Origin of the sequence: Nitrosomonas sp. sh817 (genome assembly GCF_030908545.1) — a bacterium.
GTDB lineage: Bacteria > Pseudomonadota > Gammaproteobacteria > Burkholderiales > Nitrosomonadaceae > Nitrosomonas.
On the sequence record NZ_CP133083.1, the window covers coordinates 908032 to 927314 of the forward strand.

Sequence of the window (19283 nt, forward strand, 5' to 3'; positions counted from 1 at the left end):
AGGAGCTAGTAAAGAAAAAAACAATCCAAGAGTCGGCGCTCTTGTGTTGAAAACCGGCTAGTATGCGGTTACCCGCTACTGGCCGGTTTTTTTATGACTTATTTGTCACATTCTACTTGCCGGATTTTAATTTGAACGGCAAGAGACGATGAGGGGATTTGGATGGATAGACAAGAGACAAAAGCAAGTAAATAATAAACAAAGCGATCCCTACCCACACATCGTCACTCAATGCAATACTGCCGCTAAATTGCGGACTCTTTGTATTGATATACAACGCTAGGAAGGTTATTAGCATTGACATCATAGAAAAAATAAAAACTTTGGTTGTTGTCATATTATTACCTCCTGTAAAAATTATCTGATCAATTGATTCTTACCAACATGATGGAGCAATCGACTTTCTTTACCAGTTCCTCTGCTACGGAGCCGGAGAAGAATCGATCAAGTCCCTTACGGTTTGAAGTGCCGACGACGAGCAGATCGGCTTTCCACTCCGTGGCTGATTCGGCGATGGCTAAGCTGATTCCATTCAAACCGTATTGCTCATCCGCGATAAGAAGTTTTGTTTCAACGGTTATGCCGTTGATATTGGCTTTTGCATTCTCCAATACGCCACGGCCCGCTTCCTGGCTGGATGAGTCATCGTCGCTAATGCAATGTGCAATGCATAAAGTGCTATTAAAAATCTGGGCCATCTTGGTGGCGACTGCCAGTGCTTGCTTGGAGAATTCGCTTTCATCGACTGCGATATAAATTTTTTTGTACATGATTAATGTATCTATTAATTGGCATTTATCTTCTTAGCAGCAGCAACCAGTGAAGTTACTGCTGCAGGCTCATTACTTAAATTTTTACCGCTTAATTCAGATTAGAGTTGTTGTCGCTGTTTTTAAGATTGTTGATATATCGCTTGACTACATCTTTTCCGGGCATTTGATCATGATTGGTGTAAACCAGATAATGGATTGCACCGTGAATAACCATTGCAACCAGCAGCCCCTCGAAAATGCCTACCTTGAATACTAGCCCCGCTGTTACCACTGCCAGAATCAATGCATAGGTTCCATAGTGGGTAACGTGCACCAGTCCGGCAATCATTTTGTATCCGGTGAAGAGCATGATTGCGGCTAATGCGAATTTCGGCAGAAAATCAAGATACTGCACATTAAACATAAAGAAGCACACCACTGCGCCAATGACTAATACCGAGAATTTCGTCATTGCACCCGCCAGTTTGTTGGTCGTGCTTTTTGCGAGTCCATCCAGGTTGGTCATGCCATGGAAGAAACTGGACCCGAGATTGGCAACCCAGATGGCCAGCAAGCTATTGTTGCTGCTAGTTTTGCGTTTTAGTGGATCGATTTTTTCAATTGCAGCATTGCTCATGACTTGTTCAATCACGTCGACAATCGCCAGCATGGCGCAAAAGAGGATCATGTAAACGAGCATCATGACCGTGACATCTTCTGACGGTAAAGGTAATTTGAAATGAAGATCGACATCCTCAACATGGATCATCGGAACACTGACGAATTGCGCCAGAATTACACCCCCAATGATGAGCGCAAAGTAAGGAATTGCGGGTTGCTTGTCTTTAAATTTTGAGAACAGATAAAGGAAGAAGGCAAGCCCAGCCGCTGAGATAGCCACCATTTGTATGCGCGCTTCATTCCAGAAAGTTTCGGTTACCATGGTTTCCGGAATTTCGTAGGTAAATTCAAAGAATTTCATGAAAATCTTTAAGCCTACACCCGCGAGTAAACCTTCCACCAGATACACCGGCACCGCCACCAGCAAATAGCGCTGCCAATTAAATTTCCAGATGATCGCCTGCATGACTGCGGTCATGAAAATGCAAAACGCCATGTTTTCCCAGCCGAAAGAAGCGACACCCAATGCCAGAACTGGGGCTAGTCCTGCAGCAATTCCCGGTGATCCGATGAAATTGCCGGGTCTGAACCAGGCGAATAACCAGCCAATCAATGATGCGAAAGCCACGGTCGCGAGACCTACCTTGATTGGGTAGTCGGACATAATGGCAATTCCGATAGATAGCGGGATAGCCATTGCGCCGGTTATTAATCCTGCCGCAGTATCACGGAAAAAATATTGCGCCTGGAAAGCCGCCGATCCGTACTGCTTCATATTTATTTCTTTAAGATTCTGTTTTTTATCTGTTAATTCATTTTCTATATGCGTTGCCATAGTTTCATTTCCTATAAAGTATTCTGCTAGGAGTCACGTTAAATCCGAACAAATTTAACCCTTGTACGCTTTCTTTTTCAGGAGTTTTATTTATCAATTAATTTCATTTTATTTAATGAAATCAATCGGTAAATAAAACCTTGAAGTTTGAGAATCATGCTATTGCAAGACGATGAAATAGTAGCGCTGCGTGTTAGCCGCTGTATATTGGGGAAAGTATTAATTTAGGTAGGGTTATTGCTTAGGCGATACGCAACTTTCGCTTAGACTATCTAAGTGATTGTATTAGATTGAGCGAAGGGTAAATCATGATGCAGATGAGATTGTATTATAGAAACAATGTTTTACTATTTATTCTTGAAAACTCAGATTGGATTGAGTGGTTATAAATTAAATTTGTTCGATTACTATTATTCCGAATAATGGCTCTTTGAAGCAGCATTCCAAAATCCTGTAATGCTCATTTCTCGGAAGATTCTTCTTCTTGTTTGGAAGCTTTTTTCTCCTTCGAGTTTACCGGTCCCAAAAACAAAGTTTTGATCAGGTAGCTCAAGTAGAGAATAACGATCAGATCCGATAAAGCAACGCTTGTATTGGGCATCGCAACACTGGCAACCAGAACAAAACTGGCAACTAATATGATCAATAGATACATATCGCTGGATGCCATATAGTTTCTTTAATATTCATAAAGAATCACAATGCAGGTTGCATAATAGCATATTCTTCACAGAAAAATCACATTTAATTCACAGAAAAATCACATTTGTGTTTCCAATCTATATTTCTAAGGTAATAATAGCAATTTTTTGACAGGTTTTTCTCTTTGCTTTTTCATTTGATACATTGCGTTATCCGCATGCGCCATCAAGGAACCCAAATCGGTGCCGTCTCTAGGAAATAAGGCAATACCGATGCTTGCGCCGATCGCAACTGGCAGGCCGTCGCCCAATACAATCTCGGTCGTCAATTGTTGCTGCAATTTATTGACCACTTGCTCACTTTCATCAATACCACCGTCTTTAATTGGAAATCCGATCACAAATTCATCTCCTCCTAAACGGATCAAGATATCTTCCTTACGGATAATCGATTGCATGCGTCGTGATACTTCAACCAATACTTTGTCTCCGGCTTCGTGACCATAGCTGTCGTTAATGATTTTAAAGCCATCCAGATCGATTAGCATTAACAAGATTTGACTGCCGGAGCGGTTGGCGTTACGTATCATCTCATCCAACCGTTGCTCGCCGGCTCGCCGGTTCAATAACTGCGTTAACGCGTCGTGCTGCGATTCGAACAGAATCCGCTCCATTTCGAAGGTCCGCTCAGTGACATCAATCACCAAACCCTCGATCAGACTATCGCCGTCATCGTTTTTGACAATTGAAAATAAACAGTGCAACCAACGCTCTCCGCCGGTTGTTAATGTGGCCAAGCGCAAATCGCAAGCTGCTTGCTTACCGGTTTTTAATACTTCCTCCAATAAATTTCGTACGACGGCTACGTCATAAAATAAATCCGGAAAATAAATTTTCAGTTTATCCGCGCGCCGTTCTTTCATTGCGATACCGGCAATATCCTTAAACGCTTGATTGATGGAATTGAGATGGAAATGCCGGTCCAGCAGAAAGATGCCGGCGCTGGCGCGTTCGAAAATCAAGCGAAAATGTTTTTCCAGATTTTCCACCCGGTTTCGCAAAAATTGCTCTTGCTTGATTGTATATCGCGCGGATTGAAGCAGCTTGTTAATATCATTGACCAGATTACCGATTTCATCTTCCTCGTGCCCTTTGGGACAGTGCAAGCTATTATCGTCGCCGGGAGCGATGCGGTGCAGATTCGCTGCGATTGATTGAACGGGGTAAGTTAATACCCGTAAAACCAATACCAGAATTAAAATTGAAATGACCGCGATCAGAATAATTAAAATGAGCATCTGTTCAAACGCCGATTTCAGCACTCGTGAATCCAGCAATGCTTCATTCATCTGTATTTTCACTTCACCGATTTGTTCAAAAGCGGGGAAAGGCGTATAGAGCGGAAAGCGTAATGCTCCCGCATCAGAATCTTCCCACGACGATGTGATTACCATGCCGTTAATACTGGATAGCATGACACCGGAAACGATATCGTTTCCGGATAGGCTATCGACAACTTCTTCGGCAAGGTCCTTGCTGTCCAGATAAGCAGCGATTTCCGCATTGCGTTGAACTGTGGAAAACAACTGCTCAAGCGCTTTCCTCATCAATTCGAATTCATCAGATTGCGTGCGGACGTAGGAGATAACGGAAGCCACGAGGGCGAACGCAATGGCGCCCAATGTCACGATGCGGGAGACACGAAAATGGAGTTTATTGCGCATGGGTTACGACTCTAAAGACAACACTGACGCGATCATCCAGATTCCTTTCATCGATGTAACCAATGACATTTGGATTTTTCTCAACAATGTCTATGATGCTCATATTATCAGTAACTTGCCTAGGCGGGGAAGCGCGTCCGGTGAACAATAGCCTTGCCCAATACGCATTAATGAACGCAATCGGTCTTCCCATCAAGAATTGGTAAAAATTTTCCCGGATTTCCGAGTCTTGCGGTTGATCGTAAGGAATGACCGGATCGATATCGTCGACGGAATGAATACGGCCCATATAGATATCAATGACTTGCTGTTGCGTTAAATGTTTCAGCCGGCTTGATGGATGCACCACAACCACGATATCCGCTTGGGCCTGAGTGGATATCAGCAACAGCAGTACGAAAATGGCAATCCAATATTTCATCATTTAAAAATGAAATTGAGATTGACGCTGAACGTATCCAAGGAAGTATCCTGCGTCAGCGGCTCCTGGGTAATCAAAAAACCGCCGCCGTTCTTTCTGATCCAGGTATGGTCCCACTGCGCTTTCAGGGCGGTCTGGTGATTCAAATCCCAGCGCGCGCCCAACGAGAAAGTATTCTGATCAATCAGAGTCCGGTTAAATGCGGTCTCGGTTATGTCCTGGAGTCTTGCGATATTGGCCGGCGCAGCGGGATCGGTGAGGATATTCAGCGGAGAATTCAGCGATTTGGCATAGGAACCGATGCTGTACCAAGTAACCGGGCCAAACCGGCGGCCAACGCTCAGATAGCCATTGGTTAAATTAACGCTCGGCCACTTCGAGTCGAACCAGGCAAACTCGGATTGAACCACCCAAGCATTTTTGTCATATGCGATGCCCGCCGAGTAATAACTGCTTTGCTTACCTTCCGCGGATATATGATCAGCGACTTCCGCCGCTTGCGGCCAAAATGCGGGAGGAACATTGTTGAGCGCGTTTTGCAGCTGGTGATAAGGCTGGTTGCGAATGGCATGCACTTCCGCGGATGCAAATGTCAGGCGGAACTTCCAGTGATCGGTTTCCAGAGAGGCGTTAGCGCCGAAGAAAGGCCGCTCCCTTAAACTCAAATCGCCTCTGCTGACGGTGATATCCGAGCCGGTTTGACCGCCGTAGGCCTTGATTTCAAAAAAACCGGGTGCGATACGGCGGGAATATTTAATGTCGAATCCATCAAAATGGCTTAATGAAATCGGCATATAGAATTCCAGGACCGGCCGCGCCCAAAGATAGGCGAAACCGACATTCCGGTACTCGGAAAGCATAAACAGATCGATTCCCATGCGACCGGCGCGGATGGTGGTATTCGGCGTTACTTGATAGCGCAAGAAAGCCCAATCGAGGAAATTGAACAAGTCTTGCTTGCTTCTTTCTTTGACAACGCCTTGAACCGTGGCGCTTAATTTGGGCAGCAGATCCGCATCCAGTTGCAAGCCGCCGACCGAGCCGGAAAAGATTGAAACACCGCCATATTGAGGAGCATGGCTGAATTCATTGTGGTAGCCGATTTGTTTGGTACCGGCAGCCGTTACATCCAAGGTGCCGAACCCGCTTAAACGGAAGCGGAGTTCCTTTGATTCCTGTGCGGTCAGTTCACCGGTAATGCACAGCAAAGTGAAGCCGATCAATGAATTGGAAATAAACCTTTGCATCGCACCTGCAAGACCTGAATGAGCATTAGGAAAAAACTGCTTGAGAGTATGTGCTGATAGTAATACAAATGATAATCAATGTTTTATAGAAATAGACGGTAAAACAGGCGCTTATTTGCTAGAGGAAAAATCTATTATGGAGTAATGATTCCAGATCGACCGAATTCATAATCACTCATCTGTGAAGCGTGCGGATTTGCAAAAGCGGATATTTCAGCGCTTGCCGAAGGTGAGACAATCACTCAGTCCGCAAGGCATCGACCGGATTTAATTTGGCTGCCCGCATCGCCGGTACCACGCCAGCGGCCAATCCGATCAGCATCGACAAACCCAGCGCGCCCAATACAAAACTCCATGGAATGTTCACCGGTAATCCGCTAACCAGGAATTTAAGCAACCACGCAATACCTGCACCGATGAGTAATCCCGTTGTTCCGCCCAGTGTCGACAGTGCGGTCGATTCCAGCAGAAACAGCCAGCGGATGTGCGCACGGGTGGCGCCCATTGCCGTGAGCAAGCCGATTTCGGAAATCCTTTCGGAAACTGCGATATGCATCAGCGTCACCATGCCGACACCGCCCACGATCAGGGAGATGCCGCCCAAGGCTGCGACCGCGAATTTTAAAACGCTCAGGACGGTCGATAATGTATTCAGCATTTGCTGTTGCGGTTTGACGGTGAAGTCTTCGCGGCCATGGCGGGCAATCAAAATGCGGCGGATGTCATCGGCCACCGCTTGTACCGGCGCATCGGGCAGATAAGAAAACTGGATTTCCATGACGCCCTGCCGGTTAAAAACTTCCAACGCCCGGGTGGTCGGTATGAAAACCGTGTCGTCCAGATCGAAACTGAGCACTTGCCCTTTGGAAGCCATCACGCCGATGACGCGGAAGCGTGATCCCCCGACTTGCAGCAAAGCGCCCAGTGGATTCGCGCCACCGAACAATTCGGTGCGGACTTTCGCGCCAAGCACCACATAAGCACGCGGATTGCGCGGATCGTCGTCCGGCAGGAATTGGCCGATTTCGACTTGCATGTTGAACGCCTTGGCGAAATCCGGACCTTGACCGTATGCGGTGACCCGGCGGCTACGGCCCTGTGCGCGGATTTCGGCATTACCGACCACGCTGGCATTGGTAAATTGCGCGTAACGGCTTTGTTTCAGCGTCATGGCATCTTCGATGGTCAGTAACCGTGCGCTGCCGATAGCGCCGAGGGAGCCGCCGTGAGTATTGATTTTTCCAGGCGTGATGGTGACGATGTTGGTGCCGAATTGGGTAAATTCCGCCAGTACAAAACGCTGGATGCCGTCGCCGATAGCCGTTAACAGAATAACTGCAGCGATACCGATGGCGATTCCGGAAGCCGATAAGACGGTGCGTAAGCGGTGTGCCGTCAGTGAACGGAAAGCAAACTGAAAGGTATCGGGGATGTTCATTGCTTGATTAGCATAGCGCTTAAAAATTATTATGGCTTATTCAGCGCTGGTTTATTGTACTCGGCAAAAACAGGCGAAACTGAATTTTGCATTCTAACCTGCAGCAGGAATTAAAAACTGATTTGGGTGCGGAAAGATAACACCGAAAAATGATCAGCGCGCGCCGGTGTGCCATGACCCGTATGACCGAGCATTGCCTCGGTGACGTAATAATTCAGCATCAGGCGGACATTGGAATACGGATACCAATTGACTCCCAGCGTAATAATTTGCACCTGGCATCTGGAAGTTCCGGTTCTGCAAGGATTATTGTTGAGGTTTTGTGAAAAATTTTCCGCGAGGTCATAGCGTCCCGCTAACTCCAATGCTCCCCATTTGCTAATCGGTTGCGGCTTGCCGAAAGCGCCGCGGTCTTTTCGATAGACCGCGGTTTCGCCAGTGAGAAACCAACTGGCCTGCGCATAGAATGCCTGAATCGTAGAATCATGCGGATGACCGTTTGCCAAGTGAGTATTGTCGAGTCGGGCAATGGCGTATTCACCTTGTAATGTCCATGGGCCGGCCGCATACGCAGCTTCGGCGGCGAATGTCGATTGACTGTTATGGTCCGGCGCGCCGGAACTGGCGCCGGCCATGCCCAAGGATTGGCTGATGCCTTGCCGTCCGCCGTAAACATCGGTGACTCTGGCCGATAGCGAATCCCGGTTGGCGGTGTCGCGGCTGATCGAAAGTCCCAAGTGAAAAAGCTGTCCTTCTCGATCAAGCGGCAGCCAAACCATCCGTCCGCCATAGCTGGCGCCTTCTACCGGCAAACCGAAATGCGACAAGCTCATGACATAGAATCCGAATCCCAGATTGTCCCGGATCAATGCGCGGTAACCGATACCGGTCAGGAACTGGCGGCCGCCATATATGCCGGTCGATGATGTCGACGGACGTTCCATCAAAGTGATATCGTTGGAGCTGGTGATTTCCTCCAATCCCCGGTATGGTTTGAATTGACCGATGGTGAGCTGCCCCGGGCCTAATTGAGTGGCCACCCATGCCTCTCGCAGGCTATGCGGAAATGCGGTCGTGGCATTGATAGCGAAATCGTTCTCGAACTTGAAATTGACGCGATGAATTTTTCCGGTGACCGTGGCATAGGTTCTCCGCCAATTGAAACCTTCGCGGGCATCGCCGTGCAGCAACTGGCTGCCAAACGCCGGGTAATCGGGATTCTCCTGATCCGGATACAACCAATGCGCATCAAAGTGACCTCGGCCATTTAGCCCCAGTTCAAAATTACCGTCACCGGATTTGATCCGGGGGCCGTTTTTATAGCTGAAATTAACCGCTTGACTATTGGCAATGCCGATATGGGTCAATGCCATCAGGCTTAAAAATTTGAGTGATATTTTCAGGCTTCGGGATACTGGCACGCGGTACCTGCACGTAAGTGAAATGCGAATGATTATATATCAATGGGCAAAAACTGCGTTTTGAATCACCCTGGACTTTCCGGAGATAAGAGAAGATGAAGAATCAATTGCGTCGAAGATTGGCTGCACAGCGGAAACGTTGCGGACACGGGTAAGAAGAGCGGAGGCGGATCGGGGAATTTGCTACCTTGGAATGGGTGGATTGGTTCAACAATCGCCGATTATTGGAGCCGATCGGAAATATCCCATCGGCAGAATTTGAAATGGCATATTATCGCCAATTAAGGGAGTCAGCCGATGCGGTTTGACTCAAGGCAAATAGTCTCCGGTAAAACCGGGGCGATTCAATGAATTTGTTTCTTGAGAGATGAAGGTTCAGTTGTTCGAACCATTTAGTTTTATTCGGAGTTGATCCTAGGCTGACGGTTAAGGTGTGCCAGCCTGGGATCGTAGAAGTTGATCATTTTTAAAATCGAGACCTCGACTAAAAGCCAAGGCTCGCAAGCAAGTCATCAACTTGATCCTGACTAGAAACAATATCATTTCTTTTCTCAGGATTTGTTACAGGACCATTCAGAAGGCCTTCATCAGTTGGTGAAATTTTGTTTGGAACATTTGCAAGCAACAGATCGATCAGATCTTTTTCTAAGCTTTGTACCATATGGGTAACTTTTTTAATGACTTGGCCAGTCAAGTCTTGAAAGTCTTGCGCCATCATAATTTCAAGCAATTGAGCATTAGTTGCATTGGTTTGTTCCGGAATGTTATCCAGGAACTGGAGTGTGTCGATTAGAAGAGTTTTAAATTTCTCCGTATCAGGGTTATTTTGTTGTGTTTCTAACGCTTGTTTCCACTGTGTAGATAAATGAATCGCATTGGCTGAAAGTTTTTCTTGTATCGGCATTGCTATTTCAGTAGCACCGAGTGTGCGTTCGGCTGCTTGCTCGGTTTTGCTTGCAATATACGTTAATTTGTCCTGGGCTTCGGGAACTTCATTGGCGATCGCCTCGAGACGCTTGTCATAACCCAATTCACGTAAACTGTCATGCAGATTCCTGGTCATTTGCCCAATCTGATCAATGACCTTTTTATCAGTTGTTGCCGTTTGGTTTTCTTCATGATCTTTATCAGTTTGTGAAGGCGGCAGATCCGCTAGCCGGATAGTTTTTCTTGATTTTGGTTTGGCGGTTGCTTTAGCAACATCATCGATTTTTTCTTCAATTTGGGATTTTGTATTCATTTTTGGCTCGGTAGTTTGTTTTGAACGTAAAAATTAAGCTTTTGCAGAAACTTTGGCTTCCATATTCTGGAATATTTTATTCAGCTTCTCTTCGAGAACTGCAGCTGTAAAAGGTTTTACGATATAACCACTTGCCCCTGCTTGCGCAGCAGCGATGATATTTTCTTTTTTGGCCTCAGCAGTGACCATGAGTACAGGGATCTTCTTTAGCGCTTCGTTGGCGCGTACATTTTGGAGCATTGTTAAACCATCCATGTTTGGCATATTCCAATCAGAGACAATAAAATCAAAATTGCCATCTTGTAATTTCCGTAATGCGACTGCGCCATCTTCAGCCTCATCAACATTGACAAAACCAAGTTCTTTTAGAAGGTTGCGAACAATTCTACGCATTGTAGAAAAATCATCCACAACTAAGAATTTTAAATTTTTGTCAGGCATTCTATTTCTCCGTAATTTAACTAAATTATCTTTGTTTTAGTGCAATCTCTTCCACGCACAATCGTTTAACTGTTTAGATGTAATCGTATGCTGTTAACTTTACCGCTGTTTTTACGACAATCAGCTTTGAAAGTTTAGAAATAATCTCAAAATTAATTATCTGAGTTTGATGATTGCTGTTTACGGGTTAATTGAAACTATCGTATTATTTTTTCAAGAATTTAATCTTGAGTAGCTTCGTTGTGTGCGATTCTATAATTTGCGAAATTGGTCAGTAATCTGGGTTTATTTGCGTTCGACTCGTTTTGATATTCCATAGTGTTGTGAAATAGTTATAAAATTAAAAATTTCTTTCGAAATAAGTGGATATTTAAGGAAAAAACACTATGGGCAGTATTTGGTTTAAAGAATATTCCGTTGATTATTTGGAAGGTTTGCGGAATGCTAATATGGGTGAGCATATCGGTATCCGTTTTATTGAGCTTGGCTCCGATTTCTTGAAAGGAAGAATGCCGGTAGATAAGCGGACAACGCAGCCTTTTGGTATTTTGCATGGTGGTGCAAGCTGTGTTTTATCTGAAACATTGGGCAGTGTCTCGGGTTGGATGACGATTGATCCTGAAAAATATCGAGCGGTTGGTTTGGAATTGAATATCAATCATATTCGTGCAGTAACTCAGGGTCATGTCATAGGTATTTGCACGCCGCTACATACCGGCCGGCGTACTCAAGTCTGGCAGACAGATATACTGGAAGAAGCTACCGGGAAGCGCGTGGCGATTTCGCGGTTGACATTGGCGATCATTGATCAAGGAACGTTAAGCGCTCAAAAAGAGCATGTGATCGTTGATAGGGCGGCGCACAAGTAAAAAGCTGTAAAGTTCTTTTAGAAAAAAGCCCGTGTAAAAACGGGCTTGTGGGAATTGATTGATCAATCAATCGAATCATTAGCTTTTGCCGCTACTGCTTATATCGCGATCTACTTTACCGTTGTGTTGTTTTTCTTCGGAATTCGCGACGACTTCAGCATGAGCATCCGTTTGTTGATCGTTAGTCGTGGAAGATTCAGTTGTTACGCGTTCAATATCAGCATGTGCCGGAGTTGTGGCTGCACGATCATCCTGATTTCCTTTGTTGTTCCACATGAAGTAAATCGAGCCTACAGTCACAAGCACGACGGGTAATGCGACAAATTCAAAAAGCGCGAATTCGACCGTAACATCTCTGCCTGGCGGCAGCGGTTTGGTGACGATCATATAGGCATGCATAAAAGCAACCCCGTAAACCGGCAGCAATGCAGCTATGAACCGATTGGTTACGATCGGACGCACCGTCAGCATGTTCAATACATTCGAACCATAGTACCCAAGAAAATAAATAAAAATGTAAAAGAAAATAGCGCCCATAAGTATTCCTTTTTGTTTGATAAGATTTTCAAGTAAACGATTTTATCGACACCTGCAAACACTGATCTATGATACACAGATCAATAAAAATGTACTGAGTAAAATTAGGCAGCAGATTGTAGTCGATCGGATATTAATCGAGTCCTTCTGACCTTTGAATAGCTTGAATGTCGGCCGATTGTTAATCGAAATTGTCCATTTGCAATCACAAATCCTTCACAATTATCGTGTTAGACTGACGTCGTATCTTCCTATGTTAATCGATCAACGCCCTTACGGGCGTTTTTTTAACTCTCCCTAGCTCAAGTTTGGTATGGCAAAGCTTGTCATTTGAAACGCTATGAGGGTATGTGAGTCATGGTCGGGCGGGATTGATACGTAGTGTGATATCGGGGATGACGTATGCAGGAATTCAGATTGATCTTGTGTTGACAATGCGGCTATCCATTGATGAAAATTGTTAGCATTCGGTAATGCTGACCGCGAGACCGCCCAACGATGTTTCTTTGTATTTTACCGACATTTCCAGTCCGGTTTGTTTCATCGCCGCGATACAATTATCCAGCGACATAAAATGCTGTCCATCGCCGCGAATTGCCAGTGATGCCGCAGTATAAGCCTTGATAGCGCCGAAGCCGTTGCGCTCGATGCATGGGACTTGTACCAAGCCGCCAACCGGATCGCAGGTCATGCCTAAATGATGTTCCAATGCGATTTCGGCGGCATTCTCAATTTGAGTGGTGGAGCCGCCTTGTATGGCGCATAAGCCTGCTGCAGCCATTGATGACGCCGAACCGACTTCACCTTGACAGCCGACTTCGGCGCCGGAAATCGAGCTGTTGTGCTTGATTAAACCACCGATTGCACCGGCAACCAGCAGAAAGTCACGGACTTGTTCCAGTGTTGCACCTTCGTGCTTAACCGCGTAATAGATGACTGCCGGTATCACCCCGGCAGCGCCGTTGGTTGGTGCGGTGACAACCAAGTGACCGGCGGCGTTTTCCTCGTTGACGGCCATTGCGTAAGCGCACAACCAATCATTGAGCGTAGCTTTCTGCGGATTATCTTGCAGTTGCTGGTATAAGGCATGCGCACGCCGCTTGATTTTCAAGCCGCCCGGAAGCTGGCCTTCCGCCGTCAAGCCTTTTTCCAGGCAAGTGCGCATGGCGTTCCAAATCGCATCAAGTCCGGCATTCAGCGCTTGTTCGCTGATACGCTCAAGCTCGTTGCTGCGTTTCATTGCCGCAATCGTCAAGCCGCTGTCGGCTGACATTTTCATCATCTGGTTAGCTGAATCAAATGGAAAGCCACAAGAGCGGGTTACTTCCATTTTGATCGGCGCGACAATTTGTCCGATTTCCGCGATCGTTGTGATAAAGCCGCCGCCAATCGAAAAATAAGTTTCGGTTAGAAGCGTTCGTCCAGTGTCATCCAGTAACTGGAAGATCATCCCATTGGGATGCTCCGGCAACGGTTCGCCTTTATCAAAAATTATGTCTTCGGGCGGTGAAAAATGGACGGTAACCGAATGATCAACTTGAAACGAAGTTTGCCGCCACAATTTTTCAAACAGTTCATTAACGTTTTCCGTAGCCAGCCCTCGCGGTGTATGTCCGTTCATCCCCAATGTTACGGCACGATCGGTGGCATGGCCTTTTCCGGTGAAAGCCAATGAACCGCGCAACGTGCAACGTACCTGTAAAAAAGACGGGACAGGATTGCTGGTGATGAATGCCGAAACCCGGTTACGAAAATCATTGGCTGCAACCATTGGTCCCATGGTATGTGAGCTGGACGGACCAATACCGATTTTGAAAAGATCAAGAACGCTAATGAACATTGTATTGCCTGTGAAAAAATGAATTCAAGTGAAAAGATCAGAATGTATGCGATGTCGAGTGTATTTTTTGAAAATTGAAGCGCAGCTAGTATGCAATATGTCTTAGGCCGACTCAACATTTATTTGGTTTGTCATATGGGCTCCTGGATTGTTTATTCTAATTTGCAAAATTGGGTAGTTATGGGTTTTTTCAGTCATGCGCTTCATTTTTGTGTACGCAATCGCTGAATTTGCATGAGATAAGGATAGTAATGAACTTCGAGCGAATGGCGGGGGCGGGCCAGGAATTGTTGTGCCCAGTATTTTCCTTCTGTAACCGCAAGTTTTTGCCAATTGTCAGGCAGACAGACTCTGCCGGTCAGAAATTGCGATACGAGGCGTGATTGCGCTTCCGCCAATGTCCAGATACAGCCTTGCGGTTGTATTAAACCGATAAAAAACAGACTGGGATGATCCGGGTGAAAAATACGCAAATAGAGCGGGATGTGGGCGGTGTTTTCCCAATTTAAGAAATCGCGATCAAAAAAGGGAAAACTGGTGATATAACCGGTAGCGGCTATGACGGCATCGTATTCTGCAATCGATCCATCGGTAAAGCGGATTGTTTTTCCGGTAACACTTTCAATCCCGGGGCGCGGATGGATCTTGCCATGCCGTATTCTGTCGAATATTTCCGAATTCACGGTTGGATGCGCTTGGGTCGGTGAAAAATCAGGTTCGGGTAGCCCATAATCACGGTATCGTCCAATTTGAATGCGCAAAGTGAGCCTTTGCAACCAGCTTTGCATGTGCCGCGGGAGCCAGCGCATAGCGGCAGCAAAAGTGTCGGTGGGTTTTCCCATGATAAGTTTAGGTATAACATACTGCGGTGAACGCAGGCTCATATCAACAGAAGCTGCATTCCGGCTTGCTTCGATCGCGCAATCACAACCGGAGTTTCCGGCTCCGACAACGAGTACACGCTGATTTTCGAATCCATGATTGCTCTTGAAATCATGCGAATGCAGGTATTTTCCTGAGAAATTTTTTTTCCAGTCAGGGTGGCGAGGATTCGATAGATGCCCATTTGCAACCAAGAGAAAATCGAACTCGGGTTGTGTGCCATCGCTTAAGGTCAAACGCCATCGTTCGTTTTGGATTTTGTGCACTTGCAAAACAGCAATTTGGAAGCGGATATACTGCTCCAATTGAAAATGTTGTGCGTAAGCCTGAAAGTAGGCGAGTATTTGTTGGTGGCTGGGGTAATCGGGGTAATCCGGCGGCATTGGGAAATCGCTAAACTGCGACATCGGCTTACTGGAAATCGTATGGGTAGTAATGGAGATACTGCTATGACTGGGTGTTGCTGTGTATACCCAATTCCCGCCGATCTGATCGGTTTTTTCATAACAAATAACATCTTCTATTCCCGCTTCTATGAGATGTTTGATGGCGGTGAGTCCGGAGCAACCGGCGCCAATGATTGCAATGCGCATTTTGTTTGGGATACAGGGGTATCGGGTTATCACGAAAGCGCTATTTTATCCTACCATGGCCGCTATCAATCAACTGCGGCCTTAACCCATTTATTACCGGTTAGGTTAGGTGACTAATAATATTGTGTATGTGCGGAACGGAACTCATCTTAGCTAAAGGCATAGTCATCCCGTTGACTGAAATCGGAATACAGGCAGTGCGTTCACAAGGTTCCGGCGGACAGAATGTCAACAAAGTATCGACCGCAATTCATTTGCGTTTCGATATCAAAGCTTCTTCATTGCCAGAGCAGTATAAAGAAAGGTTATTGGGTTTAAAGGATCGTAGAATTTCCAGTGATGGTATTGTAATTATCAAGGCACAACGTTTTCGCAGTCAGATCAAAAATAAAGCCGATGCGCTGGCGCGGCTGCAAATGCTGATCAATTGTGTTATCACGGAAATCAAGCCGCGAAAACCCACTCGGCCCACTTCCGCTTCAAAGGTCAAGCGGCTGGAAGAAAAAGTATTGCATGGCCGAAAAAAATCGTTGCGTGCAAAAATTTCGGACGAATGATATCCGCAGTTGAAATTTATTATTGGTGTGATATTCCGGTATGGAAACTTGCCTTGCGGTCTGGTTCTTTTGAGGAAAAACAATCGTTCGAGCTGATGAATTGATTTTTAATTGAAATTGTACCGCTGGTTTAGTAAAATCGCCTTTTCTAACCTTGTCTTACTGCCATGAGCGGGAGACTTTACCCATAAGGAAAATATGCGACATTACGAAATCGTTTTTATTGTTCATCCTGATCAGAGTGAACAAGTACCCGCTATGATCGAACGCTATCGCGGTATTGTTACCGCAAGAGATGGTAAAATTCATCGCGTTGAAGATTGGGGGCGCCGTCAGCTTGCTTACCTGATCCAGAAGGTTCACAAAGCACATTATGTTTTAATGAATATAGAATGTGATCAAGAGACACTGGATGACTTGGATCATGCGTTCAAATTCAGTGATGCCATTCTCAGACATTTAACCATTCGTACCGACGGACCGGTTACGGAACCGTCTCCAATGATGCGACAGGAAGAAAGGTCAAGCCCGGCTGGCGTGGATGCTCCAGAATCAACGATTGATGAGTTGGAGACTGAAGATATACCTGACGAAACCAGCGCATCTGCATAGATTTAATTGCAATTGGAATGTAATCAAACAGTTATTTGTGGGAAACTCATAAAGCTGGGTGTTTTGCGTTATACGCCAGCCGGTATTGCCGTAATCGAATTCACCATTAGTCATGTATCTCGGCAAACAGAAGCGGGGGTAGTGAGGCAAATAATTTTTGATATTTTCGCGATTGCAATGGATCAACTGGCTCTGGGAGTAGCCGAGTTTCAGGTAGATAGTATGGTGAAATTGACCGGTTTTTTGAATAGAAAAAGCCATATGAACCAACAGCTCGTTTTGCATGCTAACCAGATCGAACTTATTTAATCAGATACTAAGGATCACCAATTATGACGCGTTTTACCAGACGTAAAGATAGTAAAGATAAAGAAAAAGAGAAAAAAGCAAATCGTCCGTTATTCAAGCGCAAGAAATTTTGCAGATTTACTGCGGAGGGTATTAAGCATGTGGACTATAAGGACATTGAGCTTTTAAAAGATTTTATCAGTGAGAATGGCAAAATTATTCCAGCACGTATTACCGGAACCCGAGCTTTTTATCAGCGCCAATTGAGCACGGCGATTGAACGGGCGCGTTTTCTCGCATTATTGCCTTACACAGATCGCCACTAAGGAGTCATAACAATGCAAATTATTTTGATGGAAAAGATCGTGAACCTGGGACAACTGGGTGACATTGTTAATGTTAAGAGCGGTTTTGCCCGTAATTATCTGATTCCACAAGGAAAAGCGAAGCGTGCGACCGAGCAGGCGATTGCGGAGTTTCAATTGAAACGAGCGGAGCTGGAGAAAAAACAAGCAGCCGCTCTTGAAGCTGCCAAAGCCATTGCTACAAAACTGGATGGATTATTGGTACAAATTACCCAGAAAGCCGGAAGCGATGGAAAGTTATTCGGTTCCGTATCCAACGCGAATATTGCCGAAGCGCTGATTGGGTTAGGTTTTACCATTGAAAGATCGATGATCCGTATGCCGCATGGCCAATTAAAACAAGTTGGGGACTTTCCACTGACCGTTGTGTTGCAAAGTGATGTAACCGCAACTATTACGGTTTCTGTACTTGGAGAAGCTTCGATATAAGCATCTATTTTTAAATAACATTTAAATAAAAAAGGGCTATTTTATAGTCCTTTTTTATTTGTGATGCAGCTTAATGATAGAATGGAACAACAACCAATCGCATAGTCAATTTCCATGGCGCAATCACCGGTCAGCTTCTTGCAGGATCAATTCACGGATCCTTATAAAACACCTCCCCATTCGATAGAGAGTGAACAGTCGGTTCTCGGCGGCTTGATGCTGGATAACGATGCTTGGGAAAAGGTTGCTGACATCATCACCGAGGCAGATTTTTACCGCTACGATCACCGGTTGATTTATCAACACATTTGTAAATTAATTGAGCAAAGTAAACCGGCGGATGTGATAACGGTAGCGGAATCGCTGGAAACATCCGCGGAGCTGCAGACTGTCGGCGGACTCGCTTATATCGGTACAATGGTGCAGAACACACCATCCGCCGCGAATATCAAACGCTATGCAGAAATTGTCCGTGAGCGTTCCATTATGCGTAATCTGGCGCAAATCGGCGTGCAAATAACCGATTCGGCGTACAGCCCGGCCGGGCGGACTGCCGCCGATTTATTGGATGAAGCGGAAGCCAAGGTGTTTGAAATCGCCGAAGAAGGTGCGCGCGGAAAAGAAGGGTTTGTCGGGATTCAACCGCTGCTGAAACAAGTGGTGGAACGGATAGAGTTGTTATATAGCCAGGATAATCCAAGCAATGTGACCGGCGTGGCATCCGGATTTCATGATCTTGACCAAAAGACATCCGGTTTTCAGCCGGGTGATCTGGTTATTGTCGCCGGCCGTCCTTCGATGGGTAAAACCGCTTTTTCGTTAAACATTGCCGAGCATGTCGCATTGGAATTAAACAAACCGGTTGCGGTGTTCAGTATGGAAATGGGCGGGACTCAGCTGGCCATGCGGTTGTTGGGGTCCGTCGGCAAGCTTGATCAGCATAAAGTGCGAACGGGGCGGCTGGCCGATGAAGATTGGCCCAAATTGACGCATGCTTTAGGAAAATTAAATGAAGCTCCGCTTTATATTGATGAGACCGCTGCACTCAATGCATTGGAACTGCGGGCGCGGGCCAGGCGGTTATACCGGCAATACGGCGAATTGGGATTGATTGTGGTCGATTATTTGCAACTGATGTCTTCCACCAGTCAAGGAGAAAACCGGGCTACTGAGATTTCTGAGATTTCACGGGCATTGAAAGGATTGGCCAAGGAGTTGAAAGTGCCGGTAATCGCGCTGTCGCAATTGAATCGCAGCCTCGAGCAGCGCCCCAACAAGCGTCCGGTTATGTCTGATTTACGTGAGTCCGGCGCCATCGAGCAGGACGCCGATGTGATCCTTTTTATCTACCGGGATGAAGTTTATAACCCCGATTCTCCGGATAAAGGTATTGCAGAGATCATCATCGGGAAACAACGGAACGGGCCGATCGGTACAGTGGATTTAACTTTCCTGGGCGAGTATACGCGTTTTGAAAATCATGCTAGACCGGAATATTACTAGTCTTCTGCTGGAGTAATACTGTGGTTT

At 45.9% G+C, this 19283-nt stretch carries 21 protein-coding genes and 1 pseudogene; 8 read left to right on the forward strand and 14 right to left on the reverse strand.

Annotated elements, in window-relative coordinates; translation table 11 throughout:
- Nucleotides 1-112: 112 nt before the first annotated feature.
- From RBH92_RS04335 to RBH92_RS04375, 9 genes are all read right to left on the reverse strand, one after another.
- Entirely contained in the window at nt 113-337 is a 225-nt protein-coding gene (locus tag RBH92_RS04335) for a hypothetical protein (RefSeq protein ID WP_307933423.1), read from the reverse strand.
- Between the two features lie 28 nt (nt 338-365).
- A complete protein-coding gene (locus RBH92_RS04340; protein WP_307933424.1) occupies nt 366-770 on the reverse strand; it encodes a universal stress protein in 405 nt (134 codons plus the stop codon).
- A gap of 91 nt (nt 771-861) precedes the next feature.
- On the reverse strand, nt 862-2208 hold the full coding sequence (locus RBH92_RS04345; RefSeq protein ID WP_307933425.1) for a SulP family inorganic anion transporter: 1347 nt from the start codon (nt 2206-2208) through the stop codon (nt 862-864).
- A 460-nt stretch (nt 2209-2668) separates the two neighbouring features.
- On the reverse strand, nt 2669-2878 hold the full coding sequence (locus RBH92_RS04350) for a hypothetical protein (RefSeq protein WP_307933426.1): 210 nt from the start codon (nt 2876-2878) through the stop codon (nt 2669-2671).
- A gap of 117 nt (nt 2879-2995) precedes the next feature.
- Nucleotides 2996-4573, reverse strand: coding sequence for a sensor domain-containing diguanylate cyclase (locus tag RBH92_RS04355; protein WP_307933427.1), 1578 nt, complete (start codon nt 4571-4573; stop codon nt 2996-2998).
- On the reverse strand, nt 4563-4997 hold the full coding sequence (locus tag RBH92_RS04360; protein ID WP_307933428.1) for a type 2 periplasmic-binding domain-containing protein: 435 nt from the start codon (nt 4995-4997) through the stop codon (nt 4563-4565). The genes RBH92_RS04355 and RBH92_RS04360 overlap by 11 nt, the downstream gene beginning before the upstream one ends.
- Nucleotides 4994-6241, reverse strand: a complete 1248-nt coding sequence (locus RBH92_RS04365; protein ID WP_307933429.1) for a hypothetical protein — start codon at nt 6239-6241, stop codon at nt 4994-4996. Before RBH92_RS04365 ends, RBH92_RS04360 begins: the two co-directional genes overlap by 4 nt.
- Nucleotides 6242-6479: 238 nt before the next feature.
- Nucleotides 6480-7679, reverse strand: a complete 1200-nt coding sequence (locus RBH92_RS04370) for an ABC transporter permease (protein ID WP_307933430.1) — start codon at nt 7677-7679, stop codon at nt 6480-6482.
- A 110-nt stretch (nt 7680-7789) separates the two neighbouring features.
- Nucleotides 7790-9100, reverse strand: coding sequence for an OprO/OprP family phosphate-selective porin (locus RBH92_RS04375; RefSeq protein WP_307933431.1), 1311 nt, complete (start codon nt 9098-9100; stop codon nt 7790-7792).
- A 176-nt stretch (nt 9101-9276) separates the two neighbouring features.
- On the opposite strand from RBH92_RS04375, the pseudogene RBH92_RS04380 reads away from it, so the two are divergent.
- Nucleotides 9277-9408, forward strand: a pseudogene (locus RBH92_RS04380) (IS3 family transposase); the annotation flags it as partial.
- Nucleotides 9409-9584: 176 nt separating this feature from the next.
- On the opposite strand, the gene cheZ reads toward RBH92_RS04380, so the two are convergent.
- Both cheZ and cheY read right to left on the reverse strand, forming a co-directional pair.
- Nucleotides 9585-10340, reverse strand: coding sequence for a protein phosphatase CheZ (gene cheZ, locus RBH92_RS04385; protein WP_307933432.1), 756 nt, complete (start codon nt 10338-10340; stop codon nt 9585-9587).
- A 33-nt stretch (nt 10341-10373) separates the two neighbouring features.
- On the reverse strand, nt 10374-10781 hold the full coding sequence (gene cheY / locus RBH92_RS04390; RefSeq protein ID WP_307933433.1) for a chemotaxis response regulator CheY: 408 nt from the start codon (nt 10779-10781) through the stop codon (nt 10374-10376).
- Between the two features lie 386 nt (nt 10782-11167).
- Between cheY and RBH92_RS04395 the strand changes: the two genes are divergently transcribed.
- Nucleotides 11168-11650, forward strand: coding sequence for a hotdog fold thioesterase (locus tag RBH92_RS04395; protein ID WP_292923984.1), 483 nt, complete (start codon nt 11168-11170; stop codon nt 11648-11650).
- Nucleotides 11651-11728: 78 nt separating this feature from the next.
- Here RBH92_RS04395 and RBH92_RS04400 read toward each other — a convergent pair whose 3' ends face one another.
- The 3 genes from RBH92_RS04400 to RBH92_RS04410 all read right to left on the reverse strand — a co-directional run bounded on the left by RBH92_RS04400 (nt 11729) and on the right by RBH92_RS04410 (nt 15502).
- Nucleotides 11729-12187 (reverse strand): hypothetical protein, encoded by a 459-nt coding sequence (locus RBH92_RS04400; RefSeq protein WP_307933434.1) that lies wholly within the window; start codon nt 12185-12187, stop codon nt 11729-11731.
- Between the two features lie 460 nt (nt 12188-12647).
- The gene (locus RBH92_RS04405; protein WP_307933435.1) at nt 12648-14027 is read right to left on the reverse strand and encodes an L-serine ammonia-lyase; all 1380 of its coding nucleotides are present in this window, start codon (nt 14025-14027) and stop codon (nt 12648-12650) included.
- Nucleotides 14028-14230: 203 nt separating this feature from the next.
- A complete protein-coding gene (locus tag RBH92_RS04410; RefSeq protein WP_307933436.1) occupies nt 14231-15502 on the reverse strand; it encodes a flavin-containing monooxygenase in 1272 nt (423 codons plus the stop codon).
- Between the two features lie 173 nt (nt 15503-15675).
- Here RBH92_RS04410 and arfB point away from each other — a divergent pair, with 173 nt between their 5' ends.
- The 6 genes from arfB (at nt 15676) to dnaB (ending at nt 19256) form a co-directional block, all read left to right on the forward strand.
- Entirely contained in the window at nt 15676-16059 is a 384-nt protein-coding gene (gene arfB, locus RBH92_RS04415; RefSeq protein ID WP_307933437.1) for an alternative ribosome rescue aminoacyl-tRNA hydrolase ArfB, read from the forward strand.
- A 198-nt stretch (nt 16060-16257) separates the two neighbouring features.
- Nucleotides 16258-16671 (forward strand): 30S ribosomal protein S6, encoded by a 414-nt coding sequence (gene rpsF / locus RBH92_RS04420; RefSeq protein ID WP_307933438.1) that lies wholly within the window; start codon nt 16258-16260, stop codon nt 16669-16671.
- A gap of 63 nt (nt 16672-16734) precedes the next feature.
- Nucleotides 16735-16980 (forward strand): primosomal replication protein N, encoded by a 246-nt coding sequence (gene priB, locus RBH92_RS04425; protein ID WP_307933439.1) that lies wholly within the window; start codon nt 16735-16737, stop codon nt 16978-16980.
- Nucleotides 16981-17003: 23 nt separating this feature from the next.
- On the forward strand, nt 17004-17285 hold the full coding sequence (gene rpsR, locus RBH92_RS04430) for a 30S ribosomal protein S18 (RefSeq protein ID WP_292923998.1): 282 nt from the start codon (nt 17004-17006) through the stop codon (nt 17283-17285).
- Between the two features lie 12 nt (nt 17286-17297).
- Entirely contained in the window at nt 17298-17753 is a 456-nt protein-coding gene (gene rplI, locus RBH92_RS04435) for a 50S ribosomal protein L9 (RefSeq protein WP_307933440.1), read from the forward strand.
- A 114-nt stretch (nt 17754-17867) separates the two neighbouring features.
- Nucleotides 17868-19256: a replicative DNA helicase gene (dnaB, locus tag RBH92_RS04440; protein ID WP_307933441.1), complete on the forward strand. Its 1389-nt coding sequence runs from the start codon at nt 17868-17870 to the stop codon at nt 19254-19256.
- Nucleotides 19257-19283 lie beyond the last annotated feature (27 nt).